This window comes from Streptomyces sp. NPDC002994 (genome assembly GCF_040611155.1).
GTDB lineage: Bacteria > Actinomycetota > Actinomycetes > Streptomycetales > Streptomycetaceae > Streptomyces.
Genome location: NZ_JBEXNQ010000032.1, coordinates 83,267 through 98,935 on the forward strand (window position 1 = coordinate 83,267; position 15,669 = coordinate 98,935).

A 15,669-nucleotide genomic window follows, 5' to 3' on the forward strand; every position below is an offset into this window, starting at 1 on the left:
ACGGGGGCACGGGAACAGTCGCGGAACAACCGCCGTGTCTCAGCCCGCCGCGCGCCGCGCCACCGCGGTACGGGACCTGGTGACCAGTGCGGCCAGGAGCGCCGCGCCCACGGGTACGGCGACGAGCAGTGCCGCGAGGGTCTCCCAGGGGATGACGATCGGGACGTACGGCGCCTCGGCCAGGCCGCCCATGCCGGCGTCCAGGGACTGCTCGTACCACTTCAGTTCCTGGCGTTCTTCGGTGAGCCGCAGCCCGATCGCGGGCAGTACGCCCGCCGCCGAGCCGAGCACCACGCCCATCGCGGCGACCACCCCGCACTGGAATCCGCTCAGCGTCCTGCGCACCCGCGGGGGCGCGCCGACCGCGGCGAGGGTTTTCAGGTCGGGCTCGGCGTCGGTCTGGGCGAGGCCCGTGGCGATGCCTGCCGCGCCGATGGTGACGAGTCCGGCGAAGACGGTCAGGGCCAGCAGGACGATGCTGTTGTCGCTGGTGTAGCCCTTTTCGACGTACAGGCCGCCGTCGACTCCCAGCGCGTCGAGTGCCGCGTCGAGCTTCTGCTGCTGTGTGCTGTCGGGCAGCTTGTCGGTCGAGAAGTACGCGCCGACGGGGGCGGTGATGAGCCCGGCGGCCTTCGCGGCCTGCTCCGGCAGGATGATCTGCACGCCGTAGGCCGTGGCCGACTCGGGGGCCTGGTGGACGGGGAAGGACTTGATCTCGCCGGGGACGTCCTTGCCCTTGGCCTGCATCAGATCGGCCTTGTCGGTGTCTGTGATCAGCTTGATGCCGATCCGGCCGTTTTCGACGTCGCGGCGGTCGAAGGAGATGGCTTTGCCGCTCTTGAGCGCGTTGACGACACCCGGGTTGTCGATCGCGAGGACCGACAGCAGCTTCTCGTCGGCGACGAGGACGTCGTACTCGGAGTACTGCCGGGCCTCCTTGCAGCGCCAGTCCTTCGCCAGCTTGCGGCGCTCGTCCGCCGTGAACTGCTTCGAGCCCGGGACGTCCTCGGACCACAGGGCGCACCGGTTGTCCTTGGGCGTGAAGATCTCGTACCGCCCGCAGCCCTTCACTTCGCTGTACGGCGCGCAGTTGGCATTGCCGACGGCGATCCGGCTGACGTCGGCGCGTACGTCGACGGGGAAGTGCTTCTGGACGGCCGCGCGCAGGGCCGGCACATCGCGTCCGCCGCCCTCGGAGTTCAGCACGGTCACCGCGCCGTGCGGCAGTTGCGGCTGGTAAGCGGCGCGCTGCTGTACGTCGTCGCTGGCGGCGTACGTCGCCACGGCGACCGTGCCCGCGACGGCGGCCAGCACGGCGGCCACGGCGGGGGCCGTACGGCCCCGGTTGCGTACGGCGTCGCGCAGGGCGAGGCGCGGCGACAGCGGCAGCCACCGGCCGGTCTTGCCGAAAAGGCCGACCAGGGCGGGGGTGAGCGCGACGATGCCCAGCTCGGCGAGGGCGCTGCCGCCCGCGACGATGACGACGCTGTCGGTGGCGGCGGCCCCGTACAGGGTGATCGTGATGCCCAGGCCGGCCGCGATCAGGCCGATGACGGGCAGGACGCGGCTGGAGCGGCGTACACCGCGGCGGCCGGTGAGCGAGGCCAGCACGGTCTGCCGGGACGCGGTGATGGCCGGGACGACAGCGGCGAGCAGGCCGGTGAGGACGGCGACCAGGCCGATGCCGAGCAGTTCCAGCGGGCGGACGTCGAAGCTGCCGAACCGCTTGCCGATGTAGTCCTCCAGCACCGGCCGCAGCGCGAAGGTGAGCAGCAGGCCGAGCGCGGTGCCGAGGACGGCCGCGGCGAAGCCGATGACCAGACCGCCGGAGAGCACGATGGCGCGGATGTGGCGGCGGTCGCCGCCGTTGGCGCCGACCAGGCCGAGCTGGCGGGCGGAGCGCCGGGCGCCGACCGCGAACGCGGGTCCGGCCAGCAGGCAGATCTCCAGGATGGCGAGACCGACGACGGTGCCGACGACGGCGAGCGCCGCGGCTTCGGACGCCGCGCTCTGCTCGTAGTTCGACCAGCCGTCCTGCTGGTACAGCGGGACCTCGGAGTCGGCGGGCGGGGCGAGGGCGACGGCCCGCGAAATCGCCATGATGCCTTGGGTGTTGACCTCCTTGACCATGTTCCACGTGAAACCGTCGCCGCCGACGGAGACCAGGTAGGTACTGCTGGTCTCCGTGCCGGGCAGGCCGTCGGCCTTCAGCGCCTTGTCGAGCGGCGCCAGGAACGTGCCGGGCGGCGCGAGGACCTCGTCGGACTTCAGGGCGTCGGGGAGTTCGTACGAGCCGACGATCCGGTACTCGGTGGCGAGCCCGCGGGCGGTGACGACCGAGCCCACCTTCAGGCCGCCGGTCTCCAGGAAGTGGGTGCTCGCGGCGACCTCGCCGGCCTTGTCGGGGAACCGTCCCTGGTCGAGGGTCATGATGCCCCTGGCCATCGGGTCGGTCGCGTCCAGCTCGTGGATCACGGTGTTGAGCAGGCCGTGCGCGGTCCGGAGCTTCCCGCTGCCGTTCGAGTCCTTGAGCGTCTTGGCGCCTTCGGGGATGGCGGCCCGGATGTCACCGTGGCCCGAGGGCCACTCTCCGTCCTTGTATTCCTTCGCCGGGTTGCTGTTGAGGCCGTCGGGGGACTGGTGGATCGGCACGCCGCCCATGCCCGGGTCGGACATCCGGGCGTCGGCGGCGCCCAGTTCGCGTTCCATCTTCTGCCCGGCGGAGAGCTCGGCGCTGCGCAGGGTCAGATCGGCGGCGCTCACGCCCAGGATCGGCAGGGCGATCATGGCGAGTACGAGAGAGCTGCGGCCCTTGAAGCGCCAGGCGTCGCGGCGGGCTATGCGCACCGCGGCCACCCATGAGTGGTACCAGCGGTTCACTGTGCGGCCGCCTGCCCGGAGAGCAGGGAGTCGGCCTGGCTGCGGCAGGTCTCGTCGACGACGGAGCCGTCGCGCAGGAAGACGACCCGGTCGGCCCAGGCCGCGAAGCGCGGCTCGTGGGTGACGAGGATGCCGGCGGCGCCCGCGTCGCAGCGGGCGCGCAGCAGCGCGAGTACGGATTCGCCCGTCTCGGAGTCGAGGGCGCCGGTCGGCTCGTCGGCGAGGACCAGACGGCGGTCGCCCACCAGGGCGCGGGCGATGGCCACGCGCTGCTGCTGGCCGCCGGACATCTCGTCGGGGAAGCGGTCGGCGAGCTGGCCGAGGCCCATCTCCTCCAGCGCGGCGACTGCGGAAACGCGGGCCTTGCGGGCGGATACGCCGTCCAGTTCGCGGGGCAGGGCGACGTTCTCGGCGGCGGTCAGGGCCGGTATGAGGTTGTAGTCCTGGAAGACGTAGCCGATGCTGCGGCGGCGCAGCGTGGCGAGCTCCTTGCGGCTGGCGGCCGTGATGTCCGTACCTTCGACGACGACCCGGCCGGATGTGGGGAGGTCGAGCCCGCCCGCGATGGTGAGCAGGGTGGACTTGCCGGAGCCGGACGGGCCCATGACGGCGACGAGTTCACCGGGGAAGACGGAGAGGTTGACGCCGCGCAGCGCGTGCACCTCGGTGGCGCCGCTGCCGTGGACGCGGGTCAGCTGCTCCAGCTGCAACACCGGCTGCTGTGACTGCTGTTGCTGCTGTGACTTCTGGGGTACGGATTCGGGCATGGCTTCAGGCATGAAGGAGGTCCCCCTGGGACGGGATACGGATGTGCGGGGTACGGGGTACGGGATACGGCGGATGCGCGCTGCGAGGTGGCCCTGCGGCCGCGCGGATCTAGCGCCGTGCGCTGCGAGACGCCGAAGCGGCACGAGCGGTTCCGGCGGCCGGGTCGGGTGAAGGCGAAGGCGAAGCGGTCGCAGCGGCCGCGGGAGTGTTCTCGGCCCTGCGCGCGGCCGTCGCGGAGAGCCGGGCGAGCCGGGACTCGGAGTGGTCGAGCCAGCGCGCCTCGGCCTCGGTCTGGAAGATCAGCTGTTCCAGTACGAGCAGCCAGGCCACGTCGTCGCGCGCCTGTTCGCCGTCTGTGCCATCGACGTGCTCGACGGCCGCGAGCGCCTGGGCCTTGAGGCGCGTGTAGTCCTGCATGGCCCGGAGCGTGGCGTGACGCTGAGCCTGAATGACGGCCCGGATGTCGACGCCGGGGGCGCCGACGGCCATGGCGAGCTTGATGGCCAGCTCGTCACGGGGCGGGCTGGCACGGTCGACGGGCCGCCCGAACCAGCTCCGGAGCTCGCCCCGCCCCGCGTCCGTGATCACGTAGAGCGCGTGGCCCGCTCCGTCCTCGCCGTCCTGGGTGACCATGCCGTCGCGTTCGAGGCGGCCCAGGGTCGTATAGACCTGGCCGACGTTGAGAGGCCAGGTCGCGCCGGTGCGCGACTCGAATTCGGTGCGCAGCTGAGAGCCGTAACGGGGCCCGTGCTCAAGGAGGGCAAGCAGCCCGTGACGGATCGACATACTGAGTATGTATACCGAGTATGCCGCTCCAGGCCAACCGTCCTGAGAAGGACGTCGTGAGTAGGTCTTGAGGTGGACGGCTCCCGGAGGGGCGGTCAGCTCCGCCGCAGCCGGAGCCCCAGGAACCCGAGCCCCAGCCCGACCAGCGTGAGCCCCGCCCCCAGCGGCAGCACATGGACACCCAGCGGGTCGGACTGCGCCACGACCTGCTCGGAGCCCTCGTGCGCGGCTCCCGGCGGGGCGTTCGAGGGGGAGATGGTGGGCGCGTTGCCGGGCTCCTCCAGTGCCTCCTCGTGTACGTCCCAGGGGTCGGGACCGTGCGACTTGAGGGGGGTGGCCGGGGAGCTCGCCGACGCGGAAGCGGAGCCGGAGGCGGAGGGGCTGGGCGTGACACCGGGACTGCCGGACGGATTCCCACTGCCGCTCGGGGACGCCTTCCCGCCCTCCTCCTCGTTCCCGCTCGCAGCCCCGCTCTTGTCCGGCGCCCGCCCCGGCCGTGTACGCCCCTCCCCGGCCGGCCGCCCCGCAAGGCTCTTGCCGGGCGAGGCGGCGGAAGCGAAGGGCCGCTCGGGCCAGTCCGGCGCTCCTACGCCCGGCACCAGCTCGCGGTCCCCACCGTCGCGCGGGGAAGTCGTCGACGTGGAGGTGGATGTGGCTGGGGATGTCGACGTGGACGTGGACGTGGACACGGGCGTCGGCCCCGGCGCGCGCGCCTCGGCGTACGCCCCCGGGACCACCCCCGAGACCGGCAGCACCAGCACTGCGGCCACCCCCACCGCCGCGAACCGGACAGCCATGGGACTCCGCCTCCTGAACCGAAAACGCGCCGGACCACGGTGTGAGCCGGACCACTGAGACAACAGACTCAGCGTCACATGCCGCAACATTTCCGGCACGCCAGGTCACACGAAAGGGGCCCGGTGCGCACGGTGCGCACCGGGCCCCTTCGCAGGTCCGAACCGGACCGCGCGTCTGTTCGGCCTAATCCGACGGCGGGTTGCCGGTGGAGATCTCAAGCTCGATCGTGGCGTCCTCGGGGTCAATGTCGGAGCCGGTCTTGGGGAACTGGTTGACCACAAGGTCCTCACCCCAGAGCGGGTTGTCGACCCTGGTCTCCTTGATCTTCCACCCCCCGGCATTGAGGCACAGCTTGACCGAGCGGATGTCCTTGTAGAGGAAGCTCGGCACCTCGACCTTTTCCGGGTCGGTCGCCGATTCCCTGCCGGGTGAGCAGTCGGTGGTCTCCATGGTTCTGGTGCGGTCCGGGCCCTTGTAGCCGGGCTTGGCCGCCTCCTCGCTCTGCGTGGGGTCGTCGGTGGCCTCGTTCTCGCCCTTGGGGTCGTCCTTGAGCGAGATCGCGGTGATCAGGCCGCCGATCGCCAGCAGCACGACCACGATCGCCCCCACGATCACCGGCATGTTCCGGTCGCTGCCGCCACCGCCGCCACCCCCGCCGCCCGAGTTCGGCGCCGTCTGAGGCGACATCACGTACGGCGGCGGAGTCTGCCCGCCCTGGTGCTGCCCGCCCTGCTGCATGCCGTTGTGCTGGGGGGCGTACGGCGAAGGGGCCGGCGTGTGCATCGGAGCCGGCGTCGGGTATCCGTAAGCCGGCTGCCCGGGGCCAGGGCCAGGGGCAGGCGTGTGCGGCGCGTACGGCCCAGGCCCCGGTGTCGGCGGCTGGTAAGGCGTCTGTACGTTGCCGTTCTGCGGGTATCCCGGCTGCCCGCCGACCGGCGGGAAGACCGCCGACCCGACCCCGGACCCGCTCTGCGACGGGCCACCGGCGACGATCACCGGCGCGGCGCCCGTCTGGCCCGACCCCGACACCCGCGCGCACTCGTCGCGCATCGCGGCGGCGCTCGGGAAACGCTCGTTCGGGTTCTTCTTCAGCGCCCGTGCGACCAGGGCGTCGACCGCCGGCGGAATCGACCGGTTGATCGACGAAGGAGCCACCGGCTCCTCCTGGACGTGCGCGTACGCGATGGCGAGCGGCGAGTCCGCGTCGAACGGCAGCCGCCCCGTCACCAGCTGGAACAGCATGATGCCGACCGAGTACAGGTCGGAGCGCGCGTCGACGCCGCGCCCCAGCGCCTGCTCGGGCGACAGGTACTGCGGCGTACCGACGACCATGCCGGTCTGCGTCATCGACGTGACGCCCGACTGCATGGCGCGCGCGATGCCGAAGTCCATGACCTTGACGACGTTGCGCTTGCTCATCATCACGTTGCCGGGCTTGATGTCGCGGTGGACCAGCCCCATTTCGTGACTGGTCTCCAGCGCGGCCAGCACATCCGATGTGATCTTCAGCGCTTTGTCGGCCGGCATGGCGCCGTACTGATCGATGTCCGTCTGGAGTACGGAGCCGAGCGGCTGCCCCTCGACGTACTCCATGACGATGTACGGCATCAGCGCGCCGTCCAGCTCGTCCTCGCCGGTGTCGAAGACCGAGACGATGTTGGGGTGGGAAAGCTTGGCGACCGCCTGCGCCTCACGCCGGAACCGTTCGCGGAAGGACTGCTCGCGCCCCAGTTCCGTGTGCAGCGTCTTGATGGCGACCTGGCGGTCGAGCGCGGAGTCGTACGCGAGGTACACCGACGCCATTCCGCCTTCTCCGAGCAGGTCGCGCAGCTGGTACCGCCCGCCCGCGACCGAGCCGCCCGCGTAGCGGCCCTGTCGGCCGTCCTGGCTCATGACTGTGCTTCCCCCTCAGCGCAAGATTTACGGGCCAAGTCTGCCCCAGGGCACTGACACGTCAAGCGCGGTGCCCGTTCCGTGACCGTACGCGCAAGAAGCGTCGCGCAAGCGTTACAGCGCGGCCGTCCCACGTGCACGGGAGGGCTGGTGGGACGCGTCTGTCACCGGTCCGCCTGGGGTCCGTCTGTGGTCCGTCTGTGGTCCGCGCCGGGTCCGGAATTTGCACGGGTACATCGGCAACGGGTTTGATGGCCGGTCCATCTCGAACCGGAGCGTCGCGCGGAGGCTGTAGCGTGACGTGGCGGAGCACCTTGAGCCCATACCTTGAGGCCCATGAGGATCACCGCGGACGCGACGCGGACAGAAACGACGGCGAGGACTGATGGCACCCGAACCCGAGGGAAGCGGCGGCGGAGTGTCGGATGCCCCGGAAGCATGGGGTAAGGACGGATTGGTCGGCGATGGCCGATACCGGCTGACGCACCGCCTCGGCCGCGGCGGCATGGCGGAAGTATTCGCCGCCGAGGACGTACGGCTCGGCCGTACCGTCGCAGTGAAGCTGCTGCGCTCCGACCTTGCGGAGGACCCGACATCCAAGGCCCGGTTCACCCGTGAAGCACAGTCGGTCGCCGGCCTGAACCACCACGCGGTGGTCGCCGTGTACGACTCCGGCGAGGACCAGGTCGGCCCGAGCGTCGTCCCCTACATCGTGATGGAGCTCGTCGAGGGCCGCACGATCCGCGAGCTGCTGCAGAACGCCGAGCCCCCGGGCCCCGAGCAGGCCCTGATCATCGTCTCCGGCGTACTCGAAGCGCTCGCGTACAGCCACCAGCACGGCATCGTGCACCGCGACATCAAGCCCGCGAACGTGATCATCACGCACGGCGGCGCGGTCAAGGTCATGGACTTCGGCATCGCCCGTGCCCTGCACGGCGCGCAGTCGACGATGACGCAGACCGGCATGGTCATGGGTACGCCCCAGTACCTCTCCCCGGAGCAGGCGCTGGGCAAGGCCGTCGACCACCGCAGCGACCTGTACGCGACGGGCTGCCTGCTGTACGAACTGCTCGCGCAGCGGCCGCCGTTCACCGGTGAGACGCCGCTCTCAGTGGTCTACCAGCACGTGCAGGACATCCCCGTACCGCCGTCCGAGATGTCGGACGTGGCGCCGCCCGAGCTTGACGGGCTCGTCATGCGTTCCCTCGCGAAGGACCCGGACGACCGGTTCCAGAGCGCCGAGGAGATGCGCGGTCTCGTCCAGTACGGCCTGTCGATGCTCCAGGAGCAGGGCAGCCACACCGGTGTGTGGAACACCGGCCCCGTCGAGATGCACGAGGGCGGCCACACCCCGGCAGGCGGCACCTACGCGACGACCGCGATGGGCCACCCGAACCACGGCGACACGTCGCAGATGAAGGCGGGCGGCGCGATACTGCCGCCGATGAACCCGCACGACGGGGCGTACGACGGCGGGCACCACGGCGGCAGGAGCGGCCGCGGCAAGATGTGGATCTTCGCCGTGCTCGCGATCATCGCGATCGCGGCGGGTGTCGCCTTCGCGATGGACCGGGCGGGCGACAACAACACCAAGGAGCCGAAGGCCCCCACGACGGTCACCAACAGCCCGAGTAAGTCGGAGAAGGAGCCCTCGAAGGAGCCCTCGCACGACGAGGAGACCTCCCCCGAGACCGACCCGGGCACCTCCTCGACCGGCGGCCAGCAGCCGGGCTATACCCCGCCGTACACGCCGTCGACGCCCCCGAGTAACACGCCGTCGCACACGCCCAGCAACACGCCGTCGAGCCCGACAGGCACCGCTCCGGGCACGACGACGGAGGGCGGGACGACCGAGGGCGGCGACAACGGCGACCCCGGTACGGACGACGGCGGTACGACCGAGGGCGGCACCGACGACGGCGGTACGACCGAGGGCAACACGGACGCCGGCGGTACGACCGAGGGAACGGACGCCGGCGGTACGACCGACGCCGGCACGACCGAGGGTGGCACGACGGACGCGGGTACCACCGGAGGCTGACCCGGCGAGGCGAGGCCGCTCACCCCGAGGCAGCTCACCCCGAGAACGCTCACCCCGAGAACGCTCACCCCGAGAACGCCTCGCACACCGCCTCGTACTCCTTCGTCCACCACACCGCCAGGGCCGACGCCGCAGGAAACTGCGGGTCGGCCCTTCGGTCGTGCCGCTGGTAGCGCCACCGCAGTATCCAGAAGTCGTTGAGCCGCTCCCACCACACCCGGTGCACCGCCGCGGCCAGCTCGTCCGTCCCGGCCCCGGCCGCCCGCCGGTACGCCGCCGCGTACGCCCGTACCTTCGCCAGCTCCAGCTCCCCGTCCGGCCGTACGAAGAAGATCGCGGCGGCCCGTACCGCCTCCTCCGCGCGCGGCTGCACCGCGAGCCGGTCCCAGTCGACGATCGCGGCGGGCTCGGCGCCCCGGTAGAGCAGATTCAGCGGATGGAAGTCGCCGTGCACCCACCCGGTGGCGGTCTCGGCCACCGGCGGGGGCCGCCGGTGGGCGTGCCGCTCAAGGAGCGTCCGCCGCTCCAGGAGGCGGTGTTCCGCCAGTACGTCGAAGGTGTCCCGGGGCCGCCGCCCGCGCGCGAGCGTCAGCAGCTCGTCGATCAGGGCGAAGGTGTCGGCGGGGTCGGCGCAGTCGTGCGTGCGCCGGGCGGGTTCCTCCAGCATCCGCCCGAGCATCACCCGGTCCAGGCAGGTGTGCACGAGCCCCAGCAGCGACCCGAGCCGCCGCGACTCCACCGTCGTGAGCTGGGCGCCGTCCCGGTGCCGGCCCTCGACCCACGGGTGCAGGGCGTAGCAGCGGCCGCCGATCACGGTGACGGTGCCGCCGTGGGTGTCCTCGACCGGCGGGGCGACGGGGACGCCGAAGGCCTGGAGGTGTCGGGTGGCGCGGTGCTGGCGTCTGATCGTGTCGCGGTCGCCGTCGAGGTGGTGCTTGAGGAAGTAGTCGCCGCGGGTGGTGACGAGGCGGTAGCCGTGGTTGAGCAGGCCCTGGGCCACGGGCTCGCAGGAGAGCGGGTCGCCCGGGTCGCGGTAGCGGCGCAGCAGGTCGCCGACGGGCGGTGGAGGGGCGGCGAGTACAGATGAGCGTGGCACCCGCCAGATGTTAGATCACCAAGTCACAGAGCGTGCTCGAACCGTCGCTCAGGGGCGTTGTTCAGGGTGTGCGCGGTGACGAACTGCGGCTCGATGTGCAGGTAGACGGGGTTGAAGAGCTCACCGTCGACATAGTGCGGGCCGCGGCCGAAGAGCTCCAGCTCGGCGTGGGCCGGGTCGAAGATCTCGGCGGTGCCGGTGCACTGGACGGACCACATGGTGCCGTGGTCGGAACCGAAGTTGTCCGCGCCGTAGGCGACCACGCTGCCGTGGCAGGCCTGGTGGTGGTTGAAACCCGCGTGCATGCGCAGCAGGACCCGCCCGTGTACGACGATGTGGCGGGCGACGGCAAGGAAGGGCAGCGCCCGCATGCTCATGGCGACTCGGCCGTAGGGGACACGGCTGAGGAGCTCGATGGCGCGCAGGTCGTTGTCCTCAGTGGGCATGCCTCTTACCTTCGACCACCGGAGGTGCCCGTAAAAGGGACGGAAGTCCCGAATGGCGCGTGGCTAGCGTCTCTCCTCCGCCTGCTTGCGCGCCACGTACGCGGCGGCCTGCGAGCGGCGCTCCATGCCCAGCTTGGAGAGCAGGGTGGAGACGTAATTCTTGATGGTCTTCTCCGCCAGATGCAGCCGCTCACCGATGACGCGGTTGGTCAGGCCCTCGCCGATCAGGTCGAGGATCTTGCGTTCCTGGTCCGTGAGGTTCGAGAGCCGGCTGTCACTCCTGGAGCCGGAGCCGGAGCCGGAGCCGTTGCCCGAGCGCAGCCGCTCCAGGACGCGGGCGGTCGCCACCGGGTCGAGCAGCGACTTGCCGGCCGCCACGTCACGTACGGCCGTCAGCAGCTCATTGCCGCGGATCGCCTTGAGGACGTAACCGGACGCCCCGGCCATGATCGCGTCGAAAAGTGCCTCGTCGTCAGCAAATGAGGTCAGCATCAGGCATTTGATGTCCTCATTCTGGGAACGGACTTCGCGGCACACCTCCACGCCGCTTCCGTCGGGCAGCCGTACGTCGAGAACAGCGACGTCGGGGCGGGTCGCAGGGATCCTGACCAGGGATTCTGCTGCCGTACCGGCCTCACCGACGACCTCGATGTCGTCCTCTACGGAGAGCAGTTCATGGACGCCGCGACGGACCACTTCGTGGTCGTCAACAAGAAATACGGTGATTTTTCGGTCTTCGGGCACGCCGTCATCCTCACACGGAAACTCTTCCCGTGCCGTGGGTCCCCGGGATAACGTGCCGTTGTTCCGGCGGCCCGCAAGGCTGTGACCAGTGGTTGTTCCCGAATTCTTCGATTTACTTGGATTTCCAAGCAAAATCGCAGGTCAAATGGGGTTTCGCAGTTATGCGAAGCACTGGGTAACGTTCCTTTGGCAGGGCGTTTCGCCGGGGCACCTGTCACACCTGTTCCCGGCCGAGTCGCACCCACCCCGTGCACGAGGACGCAAGCAGGTGAGCCGCACTGGTCACCGGCAGACCCCGGGGGCCGGACAGACGGAGGAGCACGCACGTGACCGTGGAGAGCACTGCCGCGCGTAAGCCGCGACGCAGCAGCACCAAGCGCGTCAGCGCCAAGAAAGCCCAGCAGTCCGACCCGGCCGAGCCGGAGCTCGTACAGCTGCTCACCCCCGAGGGCGAGCGTGTCGAGCACCCGGACTACTCGATCGATCTCACCCCGGACGAACTGCTCGGCCTGTACCGGGACATGGTCCTGACCCGCCGCTTCGACGCCGAGGCCACCTCGCTGCAGCGTCAGGGCGAGCTGGGCCTGTGGGCCTCGCTGCTCGGCCAGGAGGCGGCGCAGATCGGCTCCGCACGCGCTCTCCGTGACGACGACTACGTCTTTCCGACGTACCGCGAGCACGGTGTCGCCTGGTGCCGTGGCGTCGACCCGACCAATTTGCTGGGAATGTTCCGTGGCGTGAACCACGGTGGCTGGGACCCCAACACCAACAATTTCCATCTGTACACGATCGTCATCGGCTCGCAGACGCTGCACGCGACCGGTTACGCGATGGGTGTGGCGAAGGACGGCGCGGATTCGGCCGTCATCGCGTACTTCGGTGACGGTGCCTCCAGCCAGGGCGATGTCGCTGAATCGTTCACCTTCTCCGCGGTCTACAACGCCCCGGTCGTCTTCTTCTGTCAGAACAACCAGTGGGCGATCTCCGAGCCCACCGAGCGCCAGACCCGCGTCCCGCTCTACCAGCGCGCGCAGGGCTTCGGCTTCCCGGGTGTCCGGGTCGACGGCAACGACGTGCTCGCCTGCCTGGCCGTGACGCGCGACGCGCTGGAGCGCGCGCGCCGGGGTGAGGGGCCGACGCTGGTCGAGGCCTTCACGTACCGGATGGGCGCCCACACCACCTCCGACGACCCGACGAAGTACCGGGCCGACGAGGAACGCGAGGCGTGGGAGGCGAAGGACCCGATCCTGCGCATGCGCGCGTACCTGGAGAAGGCCGGCCTCGCGGACGCGGCCTTCTTCGCGGAGCTGGAGACGGAGTCGGAGTCGCTGGGCAAGCGGGTGCGCGAGGCGGTGCGGGCGATGCCCGACCCGGACCAGATGGCGATCTTCGAGAACGTCTACGCGGACGGGCACGCGCTCGTCGACGAGGAGCGCGCGCAGTTCGCGGCGTACCAGGCGTCCTTCGCCGAGGAGGGAAAGTAATGCCCGTACAGAAACTCCCTCTCGCGAAGGCGATCAACGAGTCGCTGCGCAAGGCGCTCGAGACTGATCCCAAGGTCCTGATCATGGGCGAGGACGTCGGAAAGCTCGGCGGCGTCTTCCGCGTCACGGACGGGCTCCAGAAGGACTTCGGCGAGGAGCGGGTCATCGACACCCCGCTGGCCGAGTCCGGCATCGTGGGTACGGCGATCGGGCTCGCTCTGCGGGGCTACCGCCCGGTCGTGGAGATCCAGTTCGACGGTTTTGTGTTCCCCGCGTACGACCAGATCGTCACGCAGCTCGCCAAGATGCACGCGCGCTCGCTCGGCAAGATCAAGATGCCGGTCGTCATCCGCATTCCGTACGGCGGCGGCATCGGCGCGGTGGAGCACCACAGCGAGTCGCCGGAGGCGCTGTTCGCGCACGTGGCGGGGCTGAAGATCGTTTCGCCGTCGAACTCGTCGGACGCGTACTGGATGATGCAGCAGGCCATCCAGAGCGACGACCCGGTGATCTTCTTCGAGCCGAAGCGGCGTTACTGGGACAAGAGCGTGGTGGACGTCGAGGCCATCCCGGGCCCGCTCCACAAGGCGCGTGTCCTGCGCGAAGGCTCCGACCTGACCCTTGCCGCATACGGCCCGATGGTGAAGGTCTGCGCCGAGGCGGCAGCGGCGGCGGCCGAGGAGGGCAAGTCCCTCGAAGTCCTCGACCTGCGGTCGATGTCCCCGATCGACTTCGACACGATCCAGACGTCGGTCGAGAAGACCCGCCGCCTGGTCGTGGTCCACGAGGCCCCCGTCTTCTACGGCTCGGGCGCGGAGATCGCCGCTCGCATCACGGAGCGGTGCTTCTACCACCTGGAGGCGCCGGTGCTGAGGGTGGGCGGCTTCCATGCGCCGTACCCGCCGGCGCGCCTGGAGGAGGAGTACCTGCCGGGGCTTGACCGGGTACTCGACGCCGTCGACCGCTCGCTTGCGTACTGAGGAGAGCCGTGACGATGACTGAGACTTCCCAGACTTCCCAGACTTCCCAGAATTCCCAGCGGTTCCGTGAGTTCAAGATGCCCGATGTGGGCGAGGGACTGACCGAGGCCGAAATCCTCAAGTGGTACGTCCAGCCGGGCGACACCGTCACCGACGGCCAGGTGGTGTGCGAGGTCGAGACGGCTAAGGCCGCGGTCGAGCTGCCCATCCCGTTCGACGGTGTGGTGCACGAGCTTCGCTTCGGCGAGGGCGTGACGGTCGACGTCGGCCAGGTGATCATTACGGTGGATGTGGCACCGGGGACTGCGGCCCCCGAGGCTGCTCCGGCCCCGGGCCAGGCCCAGGCTCCGGCCCCGGCTGTGCAAGTCGAGCCCGAGCCGGAGGAGGAGGCCAAGCCTGCGGCCCGCCAGCCCGTGCTGGTCGGGTACGGCGTGTCCGAAGCCTCCACCAAGCGCCGCGCGCGCAAGGGGACGGCGGCTCCGGCGGCCGCTGTGGCGGCGGTCCAGACCGAGCTCAACGGCCACGGGCCCGGCGCTGCCGACGCCATGGCCGTGCCCGAATCGCGCCCGCTGGCGAAGCCTCCGGTCCGTAAGCTCGCCAAGGACCTGGGCATCGACCTGGCCACGATCACGCCGACCGGCCCCGACGGGATCATCACCCGCGAGGACGTCCACGCGGCGGCCGCTGCTCCGGTAAGCCCGGAGCCGGTCGCGGTGCCGTCCGAGCCGGCTGCGGCTGAGGTCGCTGCTTCCGTCTCCGTCGGCGCGGCTCGGGAGACCCGTACCCCCATCAAGGGCGTACGGAAGGCGATCGCGTCGGCCATGGTGAACAGTGCGTTCACCGCGCCGCACGTCACGGAATTCATCACCTTCGACATCACGCGCACGATGAAGCTCGTCGAAGAGCTGAAGTCCGACAAGGACATGGCGGGCCTGCGCGTCAATCCGCTCCTCCTGATCGCCAAGGCGCTCCTGGTCGCGATCAAGCGCAACCCGGGCGTCAACGCGTCCTGGGACGAGGAGAACCAGGAGATCGTGCACAAGGAGTACGTGAACCTGGGCATCGCGGCGGCGACTCCGCGCGGCCTGATCGTCCCGAACATCAAGGACGCGGGAGCGAAGACCCTGCCGGAACTGGCGGCGGCGCTGGGAGAGTTGGTGGCGACGGCCCGTGAGGGCAAGACGTCGCCGGCGGCGATGCAGGGCGGCACGGTGACCATCACGAACGTCGGCGTCTTCGGCGTCGACACCGGTACGCCGATCCTCAACCCGGGCGAGTCCGCGATTCTCGCGGTCGGCGCGATCAAGCTCCAGCCGTGGGTCCACAAGGGCAAGGTGAAGCCGCGTCAGGTCACCACCCTGGCGCTCTCCTTCGACCACCGCCTGGTCGACGGCGAACTGGGCTCCCGGGTCCTGGCGGACGTGGCGGCGATCCTGGAACAGCCGAAGCGCCTGATTACGTGGGCTTAGGCAGAACCGAACCGGGCCTCGCCATCGCCATCGCCATCGCCATGGGCGAGGCCCGGTTTCTTGACGCCCTTGGCCTCCGGAACCCGCTGGAACCACACCCGTGGCCCCTTCCCCGCCGGGTCGACGATCGACTCGGCCGCAAACCAAGGCTTGCTTCTGGGGGTTTCGGGCCGTCCCGAGCGCTCGAGTGTCGGTGGGCCGGGGCGGCGCGTCAAGGGCGCTCCCTGCGGTCGCGTCGCTGCGCGATGTGCCTGCGGCCCACCCTTGACCCGCCGCCCCGGCCC

At 70.3% G+C, this 15,669-nt stretch carries 12 protein-coding genes and 1 pseudogene; 4 read left to right on the forward strand and 9 right to left on the reverse strand.

Annotated elements, in window-relative coordinates:
• Positions 1 to 39 precede the first annotated feature (39 nt).
• The 5 genes from ABZX79_RS32155 to ABZX79_RS32175 form a co-directional block, all read right to left on the reverse strand.
• Entirely contained in the window at positions 40 to 2,880 is a 2,841-nt protein-coding gene (locus ABZX79_RS32155; protein WP_355265628.1) for an ABC transporter permease, read from the reverse strand.
• A complete protein-coding gene (locus tag ABZX79_RS32160) occupies positions 2,877 to 3,647 on the reverse strand; it encodes an ABC transporter ATP-binding protein (protein WP_355265670.1) in 771 nt (256 codons plus the stop codon). Before ABZX79_RS32160 ends, ABZX79_RS32155 begins: the two co-directional genes overlap by 4 nt.
• 109 nt (positions 3,648 to 3,756) lie before the next feature.
• Complete coding sequence (locus tag ABZX79_RS32165; protein WP_355265631.1) at positions 3,757 to 4,434, reverse strand: PadR family transcriptional regulator; 678 nt, start codon at positions 4,432 to 4,434, stop codon at positions 3,757 to 3,759.
• Between the two features lie 95 nt (positions 4,435 to 4,529).
• Positions 4,530 to 5,231, reverse strand: a complete 702-nt coding sequence (locus ABZX79_RS32170) for a hypothetical protein (RefSeq protein WP_355265634.1) — start codon at positions 5,229 to 5,231, stop codon at positions 4,530 to 4,532.
• A gap of 184 nt (positions 5,232 to 5,415) precedes the next feature.
• Positions 5,416 to 7,125, reverse strand: coding sequence for a protein kinase (locus ABZX79_RS32175; protein WP_355265637.1), 1,710 nt, complete (start codon positions 7,123 to 7,125; stop codon positions 5,416 to 5,418).
• 385 nt (positions 7,126 to 7,510) lie between these two features.
• Here ABZX79_RS32175 and ABZX79_RS32180 point away from each other — a divergent pair, with 385 nt between their 5' ends.
• Positions 7,511 to 9,166, forward strand: coding sequence for a protein kinase (locus ABZX79_RS32180; protein ID WP_355265640.1), 1,656 nt, complete (start codon positions 7,511 to 7,513; stop codon positions 9,164 to 9,166).
• 64 nt (positions 9,167 to 9,230) lie between these two features.
• Here the strand turns inward: ABZX79_RS32180 and ABZX79_RS32185 are convergent, their stop codons facing one another.
• The 3 genes from ABZX79_RS32185 to ABZX79_RS32195 all read right to left on the reverse strand — a co-directional run bounded on the left by ABZX79_RS32185 (position 9,231) and on the right by ABZX79_RS32195 (position 11,452).
• Positions 9,231 to 10,262 (reverse strand): phosphotransferase, encoded by a 1,032-nt coding sequence (locus ABZX79_RS32185; protein WP_355265643.1) that lies wholly within the window; start codon positions 10,260 to 10,262, stop codon positions 9,231 to 9,233.
• A gap of 23 nt (positions 10,263 to 10,285) precedes the next feature.
• Entirely contained in the window at positions 10,286 to 10,708 is a 423-nt protein-coding gene (locus ABZX79_RS32190) for a pyridoxamine 5'-phosphate oxidase family protein (protein WP_355265646.1), read from the reverse strand.
• Positions 10,709 to 10,771: 63 nt separating this feature from the next.
• Positions 10,772 to 11,452, reverse strand: a complete 681-nt coding sequence (locus ABZX79_RS32195) for a response regulator transcription factor (RefSeq protein WP_355265649.1) — start codon at positions 11,450 to 11,452, stop codon at positions 10,772 to 10,774.
• Between the two features lie 326 nt (positions 11,453 to 11,778).
• Here ABZX79_RS32195 and pdhA point away from each other — a divergent pair, with 326 nt between their 5' ends.
• The 3 genes from pdhA to ABZX79_RS32210 are packed head-to-tail and all read left to right on the forward strand — an operon-like array spanning position 11,779 to position 15,385.
• Positions 11,779 to 12,936, forward strand: a complete 1,158-nt coding sequence (gene pdhA / locus ABZX79_RS32200; protein WP_355265652.1) for a pyruvate dehydrogenase (acetyl-transferring) E1 component subunit alpha — start codon at positions 11,779 to 11,781, stop codon at positions 12,934 to 12,936.
• On the forward strand, positions 12,936 to 13,916 hold the full coding sequence (locus tag ABZX79_RS32205; protein WP_355265655.1) for an alpha-ketoacid dehydrogenase subunit beta: 981 nt from the start codon (positions 12,936 to 12,938) through the stop codon (positions 13,914 to 13,916). Before pdhA ends, ABZX79_RS32205 begins: the two co-directional genes overlap by 1 nt.
• Positions 13,917 to 13,930: 14 nt before the next feature.
• Complete coding sequence (locus ABZX79_RS32210; RefSeq protein WP_355265658.1) at positions 13,931 to 15,385, forward strand: dihydrolipoamide acetyltransferase family protein; 1,455 nt, start codon at positions 13,931 to 13,933, stop codon at positions 15,383 to 15,385.
• A gap of 59 nt (positions 15,386 to 15,444) precedes the next feature.
• Here the strand turns inward: ABZX79_RS32210 and ABZX79_RS32215 are convergent.
• Positions 15,445 to 15,519: pseudogene (locus ABZX79_RS32215) on the reverse strand (VOC family protein); the annotation flags it as partial.
• Positions 15,520 to 15,669: the final 150 nt, after the last annotated feature.